Source organism: Massilia sp. S19_KUP03_FR1, from assembly GCF_036688685.1.
Lineage (GTDB): Bacteria > Pseudomonadota > Gammaproteobacteria > Burkholderiales > Burkholderiaceae_D > JALYUM01.
In genome coordinates, this window is record NZ_JAQQPS010000035.1 from 24,030 (window position 1) to 43,796 (window position 19,767).

3 protein-coding genes and 1 pseudogene (1 of these 4 cut by a window edge) are annotated in these 19,767 nt (G+C 66.4%); all 4 read right to left on the reverse strand.

The genetic code is table 11. The features are described from left to right. Window positions 1–17,542 carry the beginning of a tandem-95 repeat protein gene (locus V6M87_RS25685; RefSeq protein WP_332879524.1) on the reverse strand. It extends 19,247 nt beyond the left edge of the window, so 17,542 of the gene's 36,789 nt are visible here — the first part of the coding sequence; it begins with the start codon at window positions 17,540–17,542; its stop codon lies beyond the left edge, outside the window. A gap of 316 nt (window positions 17,543–17,858) precedes the next feature. Continuing rightward, entirely contained in the window at window positions 17,859–18,125 is a 267-nt protein-coding gene (locus V6M87_RS25690) for an IS4 family transposase (protein WP_332879525.1), read from the reverse strand. A 17-nt stretch (window positions 18,126–18,142) separates the two neighbouring features. Next, window positions 18,143–18,428 (reverse strand): annotated as a pseudogene (locus V6M87_RS25695) (transposase DNA-binding-containing protein); the annotation flags it as partial. A gap of 196 nt (window positions 18,429–18,624) precedes the next feature. Beyond that, window positions 18,625–19,563, reverse strand: a complete 939-nt coding sequence (locus V6M87_RS25700) for a serine hydrolase domain-containing protein (RefSeq protein ID WP_332879526.1) — start codon at window positions 19,561–19,563, stop codon at window positions 18,625–18,627. Window positions 19,564–19,767: the final 204 nt, after the last annotated feature.

Sequence of the window (19,767 nt, forward strand, 5' to 3'; positions counted from 1 at the left end):
ACAGCGGCAGCAGTTCGGCGCGCAGTGCAACCTGCACCGGCGCCGGGGCCGGGCCGGTCACCGCGCGGGCCCGCACCAGCACGTAGTAGTCGCCGGCCAACGTGCTCGGGATGAGCGCCTGCTGGTCGGGCGATACGGCCAGCGTGTACGCCGCGTCGTAGTCGTAGCCACTCGGCACGTCGCCGTAGCGGATGAAAATTTCGTTGGCGCCGTCGGCGGCCAGCGAATCGAGGCTCACGCGCAGCGTCTGGCCGGCGGCCACGCTCACTTTATAGAGCAGCATCTGGCCGGCGGCCAGCGTGGTGGTGAGGGTGTTGGCCACCTGCAGACCCGGCACCGTGACCGCCAGCGTGCCGCCCATGGCGGTCATGTTGGCCTGCTTCGACGCCGGCAAATGCACGCCGTTCGCGTCGTAGGTGATCGGGCCTTCGTACACCTGGTTGAAAATATCCGGGCGCACGATGATGTGCCAGGCGCCGTCTTTTAATGGCGGCAGGGTTGCTGCCAGCGTGCCGCTGTAGCCCTGGCCGGCGGCCAGGCCGCCGTTGTGGTCGACCTTGCCGAGCAAAATGTCGGTGGCGCCCCATTGCGTGTCGTACGACAGGTAGACCGCGTCGGTCCAGCTGCCCAGCGCCGGATTGGTGGCCTGGTTGGTGACCGTGTAGCTGATCTGCACAGCGCCACCCACGCTGGCCGAGGCCGGCACGGTGACGGAGGTGACGCGCATTTCGGCTGGCGGCGGCGTGACAATCAGGATCGGCTGCGAACGCGCGGCGGCGTTGTTGGCCTTGTTCAGTTCGAACACCCTGGCGTCGCTGGTGGCACCCAGCGCGCGTGCCGGGTCAGCCACCACGAACACGTAATACGGCCCGTCCAGCGTGGCCGGGGCGCGCACCGTCAGCGTCGCGTCATAGCCGTTGGCGGCATTCAGGCCGCCGCTGTGGCTGACATAGCCGAGGTAGGTATCCGACTTCAGATCGAGGTTGCGGTCCTTGGAAATGTAAATCAGGTCGTTCCAGCTGCCCTGGTCGGCCGGCGTGGCGCCGCCCTGATTGTCGACGTGGTAGGTCACCGTGAACGGCTGGCCCGCGACGGCGCTGTCGGGCGTTTCGACGCGGGTCACCGCCAGGTCCGGCGGCGTGGCCAGGATCACCGGCAAGGCGATGCTGGCAACGTTGTTGCCCTCGTTCTGGAATTCGCCCACCAGGCTGGAACCGAACACCGACACCCCCGGCAGGTCCGCGCGGATGCTGCTGACGATGCCCTGCGAATCGCGGGCCACGTCGGTATCGGCCTTGACGATCAGGCGGAAATTGCCGCTGACCGAAGATGGGATGGTGATGGTGGCGGTCATCGTGTACGACTCGCCCGGCTGCAGATAATGCGGCTTGCCGTCGGCGCCGACGCCGCTGCCGCTGGTCTGGATGCGCAACTGGCGTTCGATGTCGCCGCCCTTGTCGATCAGGGCCAGGTCGTTGGTGTCGAGCGCATCGTCGAGCGACAGGTAGACGCCGTCGAACCAGACGTTGGTGCGCGTGGCGCGCGTGCCCTGGTTCGTTACAGTCCAGCTGACCTGCACGCTCTGGCCGGATTTCGGGTTCGGATCGGACACGGTGATGCCGGTCACGGCCAGGTCCGGCTCCTTGTAATGCACGTTCAGTGCAGTGCTGCCCAGGTTGTTGGCGTTGTTGACGCCCTCGTAGACAGAGTAGGCATAGACGTGGTCGCGCGCGCCGGCATTGTCCGGGCCAGTGAGGTATTCGCTGGACGCCTTGTACTGGTACTTCTCACTGGTGATCGACGGGCTGAGCGAATCGCCATGGGTCGCATCGGTGATGACATAGATGTAGTACTTGCCGTCGGTGCCAGGCGGCAGCGTGACCTTGGCGGTCGTGGTGTACGACTGCCCTGCTCCCAGGCCCGCATCGTTGGCATGCACGTTTGAACCGATTTGCGTGGCGCGCGAAGCGATGAAGGTCGGGTCGGTGCTGATATAAATGTTGTCGACCCAGCCGCGGGTGCCGTTCCAGACGGCGGCGCCGGTGTTTACGACCGTCCAGGTGACGCTGGTCTCTTCACCCGAATCGACGTTCGCTTGCGTGACGACCGAACTGACCTGCAGGTCGGCCGGCACCGGATTCACGCTGGCCGTGGCAGCGCGCGTGTTGTTGGTTTCGTTGAATTCGGCCAGGACATGGTCGGCGTCAGTTTCGACGACGAGGAAGGCGCCGGAGGCGGACGGCGCCAGTTGCACGGTGTCGCTGACCGTGTAGGTCTGGCCGTTGCCCAGGCTGCGGTCCTGCGCGTAGGTACCCACCAGCCACTTGACGCTGGCTTTCGACAGGTCGGCATTGTCGGCCAGCCAGACCTTGTCGGTCCACTTGCCGGTCAGGCTGGTGGCGACACTTTGCGCGGTGTAGCTGAAGGTGATGGCGCCGCCGGCGGCCGCGCCCGGCTGCACCGTCACTTGCGTCGGCGCCAGGTCGGGCTTGAACTGGCCCAGCACGTCGATGGCGCGCGCCTTGAAATTGTCGGACAGCGGCGTGGCAGGATCGTCCGGATTGACGTTACCGGCCAGCGTGTCCTGCGGGATCGCGCCGTAGGTATCGGCCCACACCGTGATGAAGTACTTGCCGCTGGCGATATCGGCCGGCAGCAGCGCCGACACCTGGCCCTGGTAGCTGGCGCCCACGTCGAGCATGCCGTCGTGGGTAACGCGGCCGATCAGGATGTCGCCTTTCGATGGCGACGGCTTGCCGGCGCTGGTGGTGAGCCAGACGGTATCGGTCCAGCCGGTAACGGCGCTGGTGTCGCCGCGGGTTGTGGCCACGCCGCCGTTGGTGACGGTGTAGGTAACAGCCACCGTGGCGCCGTAGGTCGTGCTCGATGGCGCCACCACATTGCTGGTGACGAGGTCGGCGAACGGGACCGGATCGACAACAAACTTCTTGATGCTGATGTTGTCCGTCTCGTTCGGGTATTCCTCGACCTGGTTGTTGACGTCGGCCTGTACGATGATGTAAGCCTCGCCACGCAGGCGCAGCGGAATCGTGAATGACGCCAGCAGGCTCGCGTATTGCGCTTCCGGCGCCAGGCCGGTGCCGTTCTCGACTTTGCCGAGCAGGATCGAATTGCCGTTCAGCTTGCCGTCGAGCGACAGGTAGACGGCATCAGTCCAGCGGCCGCTGGTCGCCACCGTGCCGGTATTGCTGACCGTGAACGAGATGCCGGCAGTGGTGCCGGCCGTGACGTGGTCCGGCACCGTGATGCCATCGACGCGCAGGTTGGCGCGCGGGGTCAGGCTGACCAGCAGCGGCTGCTCGGACAGGCCAACGTCGTTGGTGCGCGCCGCGCCGCCCTCATACACCTGGTCGCCGCTGGCGCCCAGGTTGCTGTTGGTGGTAATCCGGATGCGGTAGCCGCCCTCGATCTTGCCCGGCAGGCGGATCGATTCGGTGCGGGTGTAGCTGATGCCCGACTCCAGGCCCAGCGCGTAGCTGAAGCTGCCCAGCAGGACCGGCGTGCCGCCGGCCAGCGGCACCAGCTCGACCTTGTCTACCCACTGGCCGGCGGCCTGCGCCGCGCCCTGGTTGGTGACGGTCCAGCTGATATCGACGGGCGAACCTTCCTGGGCGTTGGGCGGATTGGCCCCAATCGCGCCGACGACCAGGTCGGGCGTCGCCGCCAGTTGCACCGGCAGTGCCAGCGTCGTGGCGGTGTTGTTGCCGGTATAGGTGAATTCGAACGGGCCGCCGGTGCGCACGTTAACGTAGTAATTGCCATCGATCCCGTTCGGGAGCACGACCGTGACCGAACGGGTGTACGTGCCGTCCACACCCAGCTGGCCCAGGTGGCTGGCGTTGGCCAGTTCGTAACGTGTGCCGCTGCCGTCCGGATTGGTGCTGAGCCAGACCTGGTCGGCCCAGCTGCTGCTGTCGGTGATGCCGATGCCGCGGTTGGCCACGCTCCAGCTGACCGTCAGCGGCTGGCCGCTGACCGGGCTGCCGCTGGTGGTCAGGCTTTCCACGCGCAGGTCGGCGTAGGGTTTCGCCATCACGTCGAGCGGCGCATCGGCGCGCATGACGTCATTCGCACTGCTGCCGTTTTGCCAGACCTTGCCGGCGGCATCGGTACGCACGAACACCTGGCCGTGGCGGGTCAGGCCGGCCGGCGCGGTATAGGTAACGCTGCCGGCATAAGTGGCGCCGGCGCCCAGTGCGCCGTCGTGCAGGACAGTGCCCAGCACGATGTCGTCGCCGTTGCCGAGGATGTCGTCGGCTGAGTACACCACCACATCGGTCCACGACAGCGTACGTCCGGCGCCGGTGCCGAGATTGGCCACCGTGTAGCTGACGGTGATGCTGGCCGGGTCGCCGATCACCAGGGTGGGCGCGGTGACCGTGCGCACGGCCAGGTCGGCATACACATCACGGGCGATTTCCAGCGAACGGTCGGCCTGGTTGTTCGCTTCCTGGCCGCTTTCATTGATGGTGTTGGCTTTGTCGGTGACGACGATCAGGCGGTAGCTGCCCGCAGCGTCGGCCGGCAGGCGCCAGCTGATGGAACCAAAGGCATTGCCACCGGCGGCGATCAAAGCGTGGCTGATTTCACCGATCTTGATGTCATCGCTGCCAATCACGCCGTCGCGCGACAGGTAGATCGCGTCGACGACGTTGGCCGCATCGGCATTGCCGTTGTTGGCCGTGACCCACGTGAAGGTGACGTTCTCGCCGCCGGTCATGGTACCGGCCACCTCGATGGCGCCCACGGCCAGGTCGGGCGCCGCCACGGTGACGGCGCGCGTGGCCGTGTTGTCGGCTTCGTTGCGTTCGGCGACGTGATTGCCGGCATCGGCCACCACTTCCAGCGTCCAGTTGCCAGACGGGATGCCTGGCACCGTCAGCGTGACGGTATTGGTAAAGCTGCTGCCTGAGGCCACCTGGCGGCTCGCAGCCGGCGTGGCCAGCATGATCGTCTGGCGCGGGTCATCCAGGTTCACCAGGCGCAGGCTTTCGTAGGTGTACGAATTGGCGCCATCATTGCCATCATTGCGCACGGTGTACGACACCTGCACATTGTCGCCCACGCGCCAGGTGGCCGGCGCAGTCACGTCCTGCACGCTGAAGTTCGGCTTCGGCTCGGCCAGCATCTCGGTGCCGTGCGCTGCTGCCACCGTGTTGTTGGCGGTGTGGCCCGGCTCGAACGTCTTGCCGAACGCGTCGCTGCGCACCACGACATACCAGGTGCCGGACAGGCCGGACGGCATCCTGACATCGAGCCCGGCTGCGTAGCCCTGCCCCACTGCCAGGGCGCCGCTGTGGGTGACGGAGCCGAGCAGGATCGCGTCGGCCGCCAGCGCGGGGGTGCGCGACAGGTACACCTGGTCAACCCACAGGCCGGTATCGGTGCCGAGCGTGCCGTTGTTGCTGACGCTCCATTCGACGCGCGTGTCGCGGTTGGCGTAGGCGCTCGCGGGCGCGCTGGTGACGGTGGGCGCCAGGTCGGTGTAGGCGGCGGAGATCTGCACGCTGCCTGCGAGGAGCACATTGTCGGCGCGCGTATCCGGTTCGGCGACGGCGCGGTTGATGTCGCTGACGATGGCGATCTTGTAGTTGCCGCTGATGCGGCCCGGGACCACGAAGGTCGCGTCCTGCGTGTAGGCGGCGCCGGCGGCCAGGCCGCCGTTGATTTTGACATTGGCCAGGATGATGTCGTCGCCGTTGCCGATGACGTCGTCGAGCGACAGCACCACGCGGTCAACCCACGAGCCGGTGGCATCGACTGCGCCGCGGTTCACGACGGTCCAGCTGACACGGCTTTCCTGCCCGGCGAGCAGGGTTGCCGGGGCCACCAGGCCGGTCGGGGCCAGGTTGGCATAGCTGCGGCCAACGCTGGTGAAGGCGCCGGTGGCGCTGTTGTTCGCTTCGGCGTTGCCGGCGATATTGGTTTCAAACACGCTGCCGATGCCAGCCGCGTTGCTGTCGGCCGTGACGCTGATGATGAAGGCGCCGCTGCCACGCAAGCCAGCGGGCAGCGTGAAGCTGAGCACGCGCTGGCGCGACTCGCCCACGCCGAGCCCACGCCCGGCATCGCCCGCGAAGGCCACGGCGGTATCGAGCACGATCGCGCCCGCGGAACCGTCGGCATTGCGCTGGCGTACCACCACATGGTCCTGGTAGCCGCCGGGGACCGCCACGCTGCCGCTGTTGACGTCGTCCCAGACCAGGGTGACGGTGTCGCCATCCTGGGTTGACGGCGCCAGCACGCCCACGTTGCGGGCCTGCAGATCGGGGCCGACGGCAAGCAGGCGCTCGGCCATGTTGTCTGCCTCGAGCGCGCCGGCGCTGCCGTATTCGGGCACCTGGCCCAGTGTATCGACCGTCACGCGCAGGCGGAAGCTGCCCACGGCGTTCAGGCCCGCCGGCCAGGTGAAGCTGGCGGCGCGCTCGGCGCCGCTGCCGGCGCCGATCGCCTGCGCCATGAACGCCAGGCTGGTCGCAAACACCGTCGCGCCGGTGGTGACGTTGACCAGTTCGACGCGCTCGGTCCAGGCGCCGCTGGCGGGCGCGCTGCCGCTGTTATTGGTAACCCATTGCACGGTGACGGTGTCGCCGCTCTGCCAGTTGGCGGACGGAGACAGGGCCAGCCCGGCCGGCGCCAGGTTGGCGTACGGCGCCAGGATGCTGCTGAACGTTGCGCTGGCCAGGTTGTTCTGGCCCGCGGCGCCATGCTCGCCCTGCGCGCCGTCGCTGTCGGTCTCGATGGTGACGACCAGGTCGCCGGCGCCGACCAGGCCATCGGGCAGGCGCAGGTCCACGCCGCGCAGGGCTGACTGGCCCGGCTGCAGGGCGCCGGCACCCGACTGGCTGTACGGCAGTGTCGCCTGCAGCAGCACTTCGCCGCTGCCGGCCTTGCGCACCACGATGCGTTCGGAAAAATCGCCCCGGGTGGCGATGGGCCCCTGGTTGACGGTGGTCCAGGCGAGGTGGATGGTGGCGCCGGACGCGATCGCATTGCCATCAGCGGCGCTGACCGTCACCGCGCCCACATGCAGGTCGACCCCGGCCTGCTCGGCGCCCAGGTCGATCACGTGCACGGTCGGTGGGCTGTTGACGAAGGCGGCGATGCTGAACGTGACGGTGGCGTCATTCGACAGGCTGTCGTCGAAGGTAATGGTGTAGCGCCCGGAGACGGTCGCCAGCCACTCGGTGTCGACGATATCGGTGCCGGTGGCCACCACCTTGCCGCTCGGGTCGATCAGGCGCAGCGCGCCGCTGTAGTTGTAGCGGTAGTTGCCGGTTTTCGGGTCGTAGCCGTAGGTCCGCGGGGTCACGTTGCGCAAGTCGAAATACAGGCGGTCGCCAACGCGTGCATCGATGCCATAGGCGTTCATCTCGCCGTTCGGGTTGATGACCTGGCCGTCCAGCCATTGTCCGGCCACGAGCGGGGTGGCCTGCGCCAGCGGCATCAGGCGGAACGCGTACGGGCTGCTGGCACGGTCGCTGTTGCGCACGGTGATCGTGTAATGGCCCGGTTCGAGCGTTACCGTGCGAGCCGGGTCGTTCGTCGAGTTGGTATAGAGATACTCGCTGGCCAGGTCGCGGTCCGAGTACGGTCCGCTGAGGGTCCAGGTGACGCTGCCGCCGGCCTGCGAATTGAGGCGGTCGAACGCTACCAGCGTGCGCGCGTCGACGTCGAAGCTGTAGGTGCGGCTTTCAACCTGGCCATTGAGCGTGCCGCTGATGGTCTGGCCCAGTTGCACTGGCGTCGGCGCCAGGGTCGCCAGGTTATCGAGCTGGAACGACACGCTGCCGGCATTTTGCACGCCGTAGGAAGCGATATCGAGTACCAGGTAGTACGGTCCGTCGCCAGGCAGCTTGAAACCGGCGTTGTCGCTGGTGGCGTCGGCGCGGGTGTACACCACCTGGCCAAACTGGTTCAGCAATTGCCATTGCGGATAGACGTAGCCATTGCGCGCGAGCACGTTCAGACCCACGATGTCGCCGGCGGCGGCATCGACGCGGTAGATCGAGCTGGTGAAGTCCTGGGTGGTCGCCGGGGAAAACACGGCCGGCTGGCCGTACAGGAGGACCGGAACCTGGCCCTGATCGAGCTGGCGCAGGGCAAAACTGAATGGCCTGACGGTGCCGTAGTCCTGGCTGATCGTCAGCGTGTACACGCCAGCGCCCAGCAAGTGCGCCTGGCGGTAATCGCTGGCCACCACCGCGCCGTTGGCGTCGGTCACGACGGCGTGCTGGTAGTTATATGCGTAGTAGTCCGTCACTGCCGGGCGGTCGATGTACCACAGGCCCGCTTCGGCCAGTTCGAACTGGAAGGTTTGCGGTGCGCCGGTCGACACGGTGCCGCTGGCATTGAAGGTCGACACCACGGCAGGCGCCGTGTCGGCCGCGCCCCATGTCGCGTTAAGGACGACCGCATTGGCGGCACCCGCGGCGCGCTGCACGCGCACCAGGTAGTTGCCACTGGTGGCGAAATCGTAGCTGAGCTGCGTGCCCTGCTGCGGGTTCCAGCTGCGTACGACATTGCCGTTCGGGCCCACCAGTTCGACCAGGCCTGCGCCGCTCCAGGTGCTGGCGCCAAGGGCGAGGTGTTCACCGGCTTTGGCGTCCAGCGTCCACCAGCCGGTCGTCGCCGCGCCGGCGGGCATGGCCAGTTCGTGACTGGTGTCGCCGGGACGGCCCAGCTGGTGCGCGTCCGGCACGCGGTGCGCGGTGAAGCTGGCCGGGCCGGCGACATCGTCGGCACTGGCACGCACGCGTACCACGTAACTGCCTGCCGCCAGGTAGACGGAGAAATGGCCAGCGCCGGCGGCATTGAAATACTGGGCCGAGGTGACCACCGTGCCATCCGGGCGCGCGATGTCGAACACCACGGTGCCGGATGGCGCCGCGATATCGTCGAGCACAATCCAGCCGCCCTCTTCCTGCGTCAGGCCGAAGTTGTACTGGTCCTGGCGGCTGCCCAGCGCCAGCTGCAGCGGGGTGTCCCAGGCCAGCGGACCGGTCGCCAGTGCCGGCTGGCGCAAGGTGACGCCAAACGCCACTGCCTGCGTCTGCGTCTGACCGGAGTAGCGCGTCGCGACCAGGTAGACGGCGCCGCTGTCCGGGCCGGTAAAGCTGAGCGACTGCGTGAAATCATAACCATTGCCGATCGTGCGCCCGTAGGCGTCGACCAGGGAATAGCGCAGATTGGTCGAACCGGCCGGGGTGACCGACAGATCCAGGTTGTACAGCACGCCCGGCCGGGCCGTGATCCGGTGCACGGACGTGTTGGCACCCGCGGCCAGTTCGGCGCTGAAGACGGCATCGGCACCATGGCCGACCGCAGTGCCGTCCAGGTCCAGCAGGGCGAATGCATACGATGCGGGGGTCAGGCTGTTCGATTGCAAATCGACGCTGTAGTCCCCCGGCGCGAGGCGCAGGACGGCGTAGCCGCTGGCGCTGCCGGACAGCGTGCCGCTGTACGCGCTGCCGGACGGGCCGGTCAGGTTGAGCGACGCGTTGCCGCCGCGCAAATCGAGCAGCACGGTGGTCGCCTCGGCCAGCGTGAAGTGGTAATGCGCGATGTCGCCGCCAGTGGCCAGCGTGGCACTGACCTGGGCGCCCAGCGACAGTTCGGTAACCGGCTCGCTCCAGGCCGACAGCGACAGCCGCGTGCTGAATGGCGCAGTGTCGCCGCCATGGCTCGACACGTACAGCACGTAGGTGCCGTCGACAGGCAAGGTGATCCGTGTCGCATTGTCGCCGCCGCCGCCGTAGTAGCTGCCGGACGTGACAACCTGGCCAGCCGGGCCGACGATGGTCCAGTAAGTGTACGGATAGCCGGTCAGCGAGGTGCCGCCCAACAGTAGTTTCTGGCCGGCACTGCCGTCGATACGGTAGGCGCTGGCCATGCGGCCTTCGGCCACGTCCGGTGTCACGGTGCCGCCGACGGCCAGCGCCGGCAAGGCGGCGGCGCTGGTGATGCCCAGCCGGTACTGGCCGGGCGATGCCCGGGTCGGCACCAGGCGCAAGGCGTAGGTGCCGGCATCGAGGTGGACCAGGCGGCGCTCGCCTGCGTAGTTCAGGCTGCCGGTCGTGAAGATGGTCGACTCGATGTCGGTGCGCACCAGCGAGCCGGTGTAGTCGCCACCCTGGGCGTCGATCCAGACCCAGTCAGCCTGCGCCAGCGTGAACTGGTACGCCTGGCGGTCGGCGGGCAGGTTCAGCGAGCCGGTGACGGGAATGCCCAATGTGATGTCCTGGAACTGGTCGCGGACCTGGGACAGGGTAAATGCCATGCTGCCGGTGAGCAGCTGGCCGTTGCTGGCCGAGACGCCGGTCAGCTGGACGATGTATTCGCCACTGGCGTCCGGCGTGATGGAGAAGCCGGAACCGCCCGCATAGCCGCTGATCGAGGTACTGCCAGCCTCCTCGCCCTGGGCATTCCAGGCGCGGTAGACCATGGTGTCGTAGTAGCCGATGCTGGCGGGCGCGAGCCAGTAGGTCTTGCCCGCTTCCAGGTTCAGCTTGAGGGTACCGCCACCCTGCGCCCAGTCCACGCTGGCGCTGGTGGTGCCGTCGGCCGGCAGGGCCGGGCTGGCTGCGCTGTCAACCAGCGTCGTCGTGAACGTGAACGGTACGGCCGTGGTCAACGAGTAGTAATAGTTGGCGCGCAGCGTGTACTGCCCGGCGCCCAGCGAATAGGTCGACTTGCCAGTGCTGCTCCAGGTCGGACTGACGGTGTTGCCATAGGCGTCGAGAAGCGCGTAATTGCTGCTGCCGGAGGCGATCGTCTCAGCCAGCGCCAGCTGGGCCGGGGCGCCGAGCGTGAAAGTGTAGTCGAGCGTGCTGGCCGGCCCGTAACTGCCGTGGTTGATGCCGCCCAGGACCAGTGGCGTAGGCGCGCTTGATCCCTGGGTCACTTCGAAGCGCACCGCGCCGCTGTCGCCGCGTGCCACCGCCAGCAGGTAGTGCCCGCTGCTGGTCACCGGCAAGCGGTTGTAGTACGCATACGCGGTGTTGCCGGAAGCGACGACATCGCCACCGGCATCGTACAGCCGCCAGTACCCGGCGCTGGAGCCTTCCAGCGCGTGGAAATCGATGGCGGCGCCGGCGTCGAGGCTGATATCGAACAGCGCGTACGCTTCGTCGTCGGCCAGGTCGATGGCCACCGGGGCGTTGGTCGCCAGCGCTCGCGCATGGGCCGCGTCGACCAGCATGAAGGCGGCGTCGCCGCTGCCGCCTGTCAGCGTCATCTGGTAATGCCCTGCCACCAGCCAGGTCACCGGCATGCGCCAGTCCCACGACCCCAGCCACAGCGAATTCTCGGCGCCGCGCGGACCGCTCAGGCTGGCGCTGCGCCAGTCCCCGCGTTCCCAGTTCAGCGCGATCCAGCCATCCTGCGCCAGGTCGAAGCTGAAATCGAGCTGGCCGTCACCGCTGGCGCTGACGGCCTGGCCCACCGTGATGGGCGTGCTGTCGGCTGGCGCGGCCGGGTCGGCCGGGGTACGCACGATATCGAGCGTGGCGCCGGCGTCGCCATTCGACGTGCGCGTAACGCGCAGGTACAGCGCACCGCTGGCGCCCTGCTGGTACAGGGTATCCTGCGGGTAGTAGCCAGAGCCGACGCGTCGCCCGTAGGCGTCGAAGGCCGTGATTTCGTACTGCCAGGGCGCGCTCATGGTGTAGGCGAAGGCGTCGCCCGGCGCCGCGTCGAGCGCGAACAGGGCCGATTCGCCAACGGCCAGTGCGCCGATCGCCACGGGCGTGCCCGGCTCGAACGCCATGGCCGTGGCGGTGCCGGTGGCGCGCAGTTCGAATGCACCGCCCTGGTAGCCCCAGGCCGACACCACCAGGCGGTAGTCGCCCGCCGTCAGGTAGGCGCTGACGCCGTTCGTTCCGGTGGAATAGCTCAGATCGCGCGTGCCCACCACGGTGCCGGTCGGCCCGATGAGTTCCCACTGGCCGCCGTCGAACGACGCGGGCGCATCGAAGAACCAGGTCCCGGCGCTGGCAACGTGGAAGGTGGTGGTCAGCTGCTGGTCGCGCGACACCAGCGCGCCGGTGAACGCGGTCGCGACGTCCAGCGCAATGGTGCCGGCGTCGGCCGTGGCGTCGACCCAGGTGTCGATGGACAGTGTGGCCGCCAGGGGACCGGTGTTGCCCAGGCTGCCGCCGACGAAAATATAATAATCGCCGGCGGCCGGCAGCACGAAATCCTGCAGCTTGCCGTCGCGGATGTTGTCGGCATAGTCGAGCACGCCGCCGGCCGGATTGCTGACCTGGATGTGCACGGTCTGGCCCGGCGTCGTTATCGCGGTACGCAGGACCAGGTTGGTCGCGCCGTCGACATGCAGCTTGTAGACCTGGTCTTCGCGCCCGGTTGGCGCATCGATCGAGACGGTCTGGCCGAGCGCCAGGTCGGCCACGGCCGCACGTGCCACGAACAGCATGCGGAAATCGAGCGCGGCAGCTTGCCGGCCGACGGCCTCGACGGCCAGTCGATAGCGCCCCGGGCCGACTGCCAGCATGCTGCGCGCCGCATCGTCGCCATTCGTGTCCGCCTGCCCCAGCCGGGTCCCGTTCGGGGTTGTCAAGGTCCAGCGCAGCGCGTCGTTGGCGCTGCTGAGCTGGTCCCAGCGCAGCCAGCCGGCCTCGGTCACATCGATATCGTAGTAGCTGATCGCACCCGGTGTCGCGGTGTTCGCCTGGGTGGCGATGCCCGCCACCAGTGCCTGGGACAGCGGCGTGCTGCGGTACAGCGTGAAATTGTAGGCCAGCGCTTCGTTGGCGCCGGCCGTTCCTTCGATGCTGACCCAGTAGGTGCCGCTGCGCTCGGCCGTCACCACGCCGCTGTCGCTGAAACTGTAGGGTGCGCTGACCACGCGCCCGTCCGGGCCGAAGATGGTGTAGTGCAGGCCATAATTGCCCGCATTCGCCTGCAGGAACAGGCGATCGCCCGCCTGTACGTTGACCTGGTACAGCGCCGACTGCGTGGCCGACTGCAGCGTGCCGCTGGCGGCGTAATTGGGCACGATGACCTGGGCCGACGCTTCACCCAGCAGGCGGAATTTATAGTTGCCGGTGCGGTCGCCCAGACCATCGACGGTGAGGCGGTAGGTACCCGCGCCCAGTTCCAGGAAGCGGTCGCCGGTCGCGGTCAGGTCGCGGCTGGCAAACACCGTGCTGGCGCCGTTGGTCAGGGTCCACTGCATTGCCTCGCCCTGCACGCCGTCGAAGAACAGGCGCGATTGTTCGGTGAGGGTAAATTCATAGGCGTCGCGCTCGCCCGGCTGCGAGATCGCGCCGGCGATCACGTGCGCACCGGGCACCACGTTCTCGGGGTAGCCCAGCAGCGTCGACGTGGCAATGCGCGTGCCCGCGCCGTCGTACTGGTACATGGTTCGCACGTCGTCGTCGGACTGCCGGCCGGCGCTCAGTTGGGCCAGCGTACCGCTTGCGCGCAGTGCCGGCTCGACGACCGTCGTGTAGGCACGTTCTTCGGTCAGGTTGCCGGCGCCATCGTGCAGATACTGCACCAGCATGCCGGTCGCGGCCAGGGTTGCGGCCAGCAGGCCGTCGGCGTCATACAAATTGCGCACCAGCTGGTCGCCCGGCGCAGCCGGCACGTAGACCATGGACGGCGTCAGGATGGACGCCAGGCCGGCAGTGTCCAGCGCGGTCGCATAGCTGGTGACGCCAGTCACCTGGCCGGCGCCGTTATAGGCGGTCGCAGTGACGTGGCCGGCGTTATCGATCTGGTGCACCGGGCGCCCCTGGGTATCCCACGTGGTCCACGTCTGCACGTCGCCCGACTGCGCTTGCGGGCGCAGCGTTTCCACGTCGAGCGGCAACGGCGCGCCGGTGCCATCGACGAGCTGCGCAGTATCGACCAGTTCGGCATACGTCACCGACCAGGTGCGGTTGCCGTTGGCGTCGTAGGCATAGGCATGCATCCGCCCCGCCGCATCGATGTCGGCGGCCTTGTTGCCGGCCGCGTCGTAGTAGGTCCAGGTGCGCGCACCCGACGGCGTTTCGCGCATCGTTTCGCGCCCCAGGGCGTCGTAGACATAGGCGGTGGTGCCCAAGCCCTGCTGCGTCAGCGCCACCAGGCGGCCGGCATTGTCATACGCGCTGACCGTGCTGTCGCCGTGTGCGTCGGTGACCACGGTGCGGTTGCCGGCATCGTCGTACAGCGTGACCGACGTGGCGACGCCGCCGACGGACACGCCCAGTACGCGCCCCAGGCCATCGTAGGCATAGGTGGTCGGGGTGCCGTTTGCGCCGTCAATTTTGTTGAGCAGGCGGCCGCCCTGGTCGTACACGTAGCGGGTCTCGACGGCGCTGCCGGCCACGCCGGTCGATTGCAGATCGGTCTGCACTTGCGCGTACTTCAGCACGCGCGTGAGCTGGCCGTGCGCATCGTAAAACATGTCGGTGCGTTCGACGTCCTGCCGGGTCGGCCCGGCCATGCTGGCGCCAGGCGTGGCGGCCAGCACCAGGGCGGCGATCTCGGCCACATCCATGTACTGGTTGAGCTGACCAGCGTCGAGTACCTGTTTGTCGTACGCGAGGGTCGTGACGAGCTGGCCATGGCCGTCGTAGCGGTATTCGGTGACCCGCCCTTCCGGACTGACGCGGTAGCGCAGCTCGCCGTGCATGGCGGCGCCGGCTGGCGATGGCGCGTAGTAGTACAAGGTGGTCGCGCTGGTGCTGCCATCGTCGGTGCGCTCGGCCAGCAGTTCGCCACGCTCGCTGTACGTCCAGTTGGTCGACTTGCCGTCGGCCGTCGACCGGTACACCAGGTGCCCGACAGCGTCGTAGCTCATCTGGGTGGCGACGCCGTTGCGGTCCGACACCGTACTGACCTGGCCGTTCCACCCGTAGTCGATCTGCACCGGCTGCGCGCCGCCTGGCGCACTGATGCTTGCAAGCTGGCCATTGCCGTTATAGCCAAGGCGGGTTACCCGGCCAAGCGCATCGGTATAAGTCGTTTCGCCGCTGTTCGCATCGTACTGGAACAGCTGGCCCGGGCGCGCCGCATCGCCGTTGGCGGCCGCGGCCACGCCCAGGCTGAAGGTAGCGCTGACTTCTGCGCCGGCGCCGTCGATGGCGGTAATGCGGATGTCCACGCTGCCCACGTCGCCCTGCAGCGGCACGCCGCTGAAGGTGCCTGTGGTGGCATCAAATACCAGCCAGGCTGGCAATGGCGCACCGTCGGCCAGGGAGGCGGTGTAGCGCAGCGTGTCGTCGACGTCCGCGTCGGCAATCAAGCCGGCCGGCAGGACAAACGCGAACGGTGCGCCCTGCGACGCCTGCTGGGGTGGCAGCGCCGCGACGACGACTGGCGCGCTGTTGTTTGCGGCAACGTCGAGCCAGCCTGTGGTGGACGATTTCAGGCCGTCCACGCTGCGCGCGACGATGTCGATCTGCACCCAGCCATGAATACCTGCGACCAGAACGCCGGACAATGTGCGGGTCGCGGCGTCGAAGTGCCACGACTGCATGCTGGTCGGATCGTACGGCGATGCTTCATACGAGACCGGCGTGCCGCTGGCGACAAGGAACAGTTCCTCCGGCAGCGTCAAGGTAAACGCGGCGCCGCCGACGGCCGCCTGGTTCGCCAGTGGACTGTTCAGAAGGGGGACGTCGCTGACATCGAAGCTCTCGGCGCCGCTGCTGCCATCGGCGTGCGTCCAGCTGACAGCGGTGCGATTACCGTCGGCGTCGAAGTCGGTGCTGGTCAGGTTGCCATGGCCATCATCCTCGGACACGGTATAGCTGCCGTCGGTCGGGCTGGTACGGGTGGTGGTACTGGAACCGTCGGCATGCCAGCTGGTGCTGACCCGTGGCAGGCCGGGCAGGTCCAAATCGTCGGCGATGATGGCGCCCTCGGCGTTGTAGGTGACGGTGTGGTCGACCACGTCCACGATATAGGTCTCAATGCTGTAGGTGCCGTCGGGATAGCGGACGCGGTACGTTCCGGTGCCATCGGCGGCGCGCTCGAAACTGCCGGTTTGCCCATCGCTGTCTTGCCAGGTGTAAGCGTCGTCCGTTCCGGCGTTGGTCGACACCGCGCCAAGGCGGTCACGGTTGCTGGCTTCGTAGCTGCCGTCCGCATGCGTGACCTGGCTGTACCCGCTGCCGTCGGCATACGCCATCGTCGCGGTCTCGGTCAGGACGTCGCCATTCTCGTCGTATTCGGTGACGGTCTTCCGGCTGAAGTCGTTAACCTGGGTTTGCCCGGATTCCACGGTCCGCCCCTGCGCGTCGTAGCGCGTCCACGAGGCAACGCCAGGGCCACTGGAGGCGTCTCCCGAGGTGCCGTCGGCGCGCGACCAGGTGGTGTTGCTTTGGCCATCCACGCCGAGGATGGTGGTTGAGGTGTAGCCGGCACCGTCGTCCGTATCGGTCGTCGTCGTACCGTCGGCCGCGACGTTGACGGTGGTGGTGGCGCCACCCTCGCGGCGCACGCTGGTTTTCGTGCCGTCCGGGCTGCTCGTGGTCTGCAGCACCGCCTGCCCTTGTCCGTCGATGTGCGTGACGACCCGGCTGCCATCGGCACCCAGCAGCGTGACGTTGTAGCTCCCGTCCGCATACGTGCTGCCGCCTTCCGAAACCGACGACAGGCGAAATCCCGTGTCGTCTTCGACGTAGGTAAAGGCCAGCGTGGTACCGTCGGTCTGGGAAATCGATGCCAGGCGCTGGCTGTCGCCATCGTAGCGGTAGCCGGTGCGATACACGTTTGCGTCGGCCACGCTGTTGTCTGCGGGGCTGAGGTCGACCACGACAGCGCTGAGGCGGGAGCTGGCGTCGTACTCATAGCGCACGCGGGTCTGGTCGCGCCAGTTGCCGTCGGCATCCTGGATATGCGTGCGCACGCTGGCCAGGTTGGCGCCATCGTACTCGTAGTACACCGCTTCGCCGCTGTCGCTGGTGGCGCTACGCAGCAAACCGCCATCGGTGTACGCATAGTCGACCCGGTAAGCGCCGGCATCGACTGCACTCAGCAAGCGTCCGCTCACGCCATCGTAGGTCTGGACCAGCGTGGCGTCCAGATTGCGCCAAAGAACGGCGCCGTCGACGACCTCGATGGTACCCGCCAAGCCACCGGCCTCCGGTACATACTGCAAGGACTCGGCGCTGCGCCGGGAACCTTCGCCGGGCGATGGCGCGCTGGCCAGCCAGTAAACGGTTTGCGAACCATCACGTCCGCTCAGGCGGATCGCGCTGCCCGGGCTGCCAAGCTCCCCCTGGATCAGTTCGATGCGTTGCGCATACAGTCCGGTGCTGGGATTGTCACTGCCGGCGTCGCCAAGCTGACCCTGGCTGCTGTAGGTGCGCAAGACGCCAAGGTCGAGGCCATGATCGAACAGCTGTTCGTCGCGGGTCTGCACGATCAGGTTGCCATTGCTGCCGTTAACATACACCTGCTGGCCATTGCGGCCGGCTTGCGCCTGGCCAAGCAAGCCGCCATCGCCGAGTACACCGTTCAGTGTCAGATTCAGCCCAAGTCCATGTCCGTTAACAATCGCAACCATTGCACTATTCCTTGTCTGGATGCCTGCCAACGCAGGCATGTGAGAATTCGAGTGCCGACGTGGGCCAAAAGGCGCCATTCATCGGCTTCGACAAGGCATCCGTGCTTTTCTGGAATTGTTTAGGTGTGGAAAGAAAATAGTGGGAAATCAGGCCTTACTGTGCACGCTGAGGCTGGCAGCCGAATTCCTTTACCAGCTAAATTGCGCGAGGTAGTACATGAGAACCGCGATTCTGTGCAATAAGCGCATCGATATTCGCGCAGCCACGCATGTATCCTCCCCTCGGATCACTCGCTAGCTGACTACGACCACCTCGTCAGACACAACTCTTGAGCGCGCCCATTTCACGTAACGTGCGTATCGTTTCCGCCGCCACATGAACATCCTTCAATCCAAGCCAGATTGTTTTGACGCCGGGCTCGCCATCGCTCTTGCATGCGAGGAAGCCGCCGATGCAGGCGAGTTGGCGCAGAACGTCGTGCAGACCTGGCTTGTCCGGAGGTGTTTTTTTCGCAGCAGGCAGGCCGCTCGATTTCCCAGCGCGCGCGGTACCAGTCGGTCGGCTCGACGCCATCCGGCGCATCGTACGCGCCTTCAGCCCATGCCGCGCGGGGGTTGATAGCTCAACGAACCGAGGCCGAACGCGCCTTGGCCATTGAAATCGAGTTCGGTCGTGTCCTGCAGGCACAGCACCAGCGGCAGCGCGGCCATGCGCTGCGCGGTTTGCTGCCAATGTGGCGCCATGATCGCCTGCCAGTCGACGCTGTCGTTGTCGAAGAAGCGGTACGCCGCCATTGTTTCGCCCCAAGCCTTGGCAGGCATTCGGCACGCTCGCCGTCGGGTCAGCCGCAAATCGTTCCGTCAAGATCTTCGCTCGTTTGTTCAGGCGCGCATCGCCTGGGTCGAGTTGTTCAAATTCCGTCCCGGTTCAAGGTGCTGGCTCTGTCGCCAATTCGTCCACGCAAAAGACGAGCGTAAGCCTGAATCGCGGCGCGTTTACAAGGGCGCGTCAAGCCATTCAATGTCAACGCGTTTTCAGGCCCGCTGGGCGGTGCGCCGGAGTTGTGTATAACGAGGTGGTGTTAACCCGGTGCGGCCCGCAGGAAGCGGCCGATCAAATTCAGAATGCTGGTTTCGTGCGCGTCCGCTGTGGCATAGGGAAAGTTTTGCTCAGCTGAGGTGGCAATGGCCAGATTCAGCTTCGGCACGATTAGTGCGAATTGGCCACCATAACCCCAAGCCAGATTGACCGAAAATCCCGCCATGGTCCCACTCCACCACAAATTACCATAGCCGATATTTTCCAGCGCGCCAGAATCACCCAGCTTTGTCACGTGGGGAGCATGACTGTCTGCCAGCCAGCTTGCTGGAACGATGGAACGGCCTTGCCATTGCCCCGCTTGCAACGCCATCCAAGCCAGTTTCATCACGTCGCGGGTACGTAACTGCAGACCGAAAGAGCCGTGCACCGTACCCACAGCATCGCGTGACCAAGCGCTGCGGCGAATACCAAGTGGCTCAAACAGCTTGGTGGTCGCTAGCGCCAATTCATCCATCCCACACGCATCACGAAGGATCGGCGACATGAGGTGGGAGGAGGCGGTCGTATAGTTCCAACGCGTACCACGACCTCTCCCGTCTGACGGCAACGCCAGCGCAAACGCAGTCAGGTCCGAAGCACCGGTAGCATCGTACTGGCGGGTCGGCTCATTCCATTCCTGGCCGCCGCGCATGTCAAGTAATTGCTGTAGCGAAATCCCGGCGGCGTAAGCGTTGGGTGTCTTGGCCAGCTCATTTGGTAGCAGCTTGGAAAGGGTATCTGTCGTGCTGGCGATTTTGCCTTCGGCCAGAGCCTGTCCAATCAGCATGCTGCTGACGGTCTTGGTGACGGAGGCAACGCCGCGCAGGTCCGATGATTTCGCGCCGCCGTAATAGCGCTCCCCAATCAACTGGCCATTGCGCACGACCAACATACTATACAGAAACGGATTTGCTGCGCCATCATCGAGCAGGGCTTGCATCGAGGTAGCAGAAATACCTTGGCTAGCTGGGGTGGCTATGGGCCAATCGTCTGCTTCCACCGTTGTCGGGATAGGATTTCCGGTACGGTCATTCCCGCTGCCATTTCCCCCACCGCAGGAGCCTAACTGTTTAGTTTCGTGTGATCATATTCCTCGTCGCAGCATGGCGTTGTTCCGCGCCAAAGCCGTGCTTGACGAGTTGAT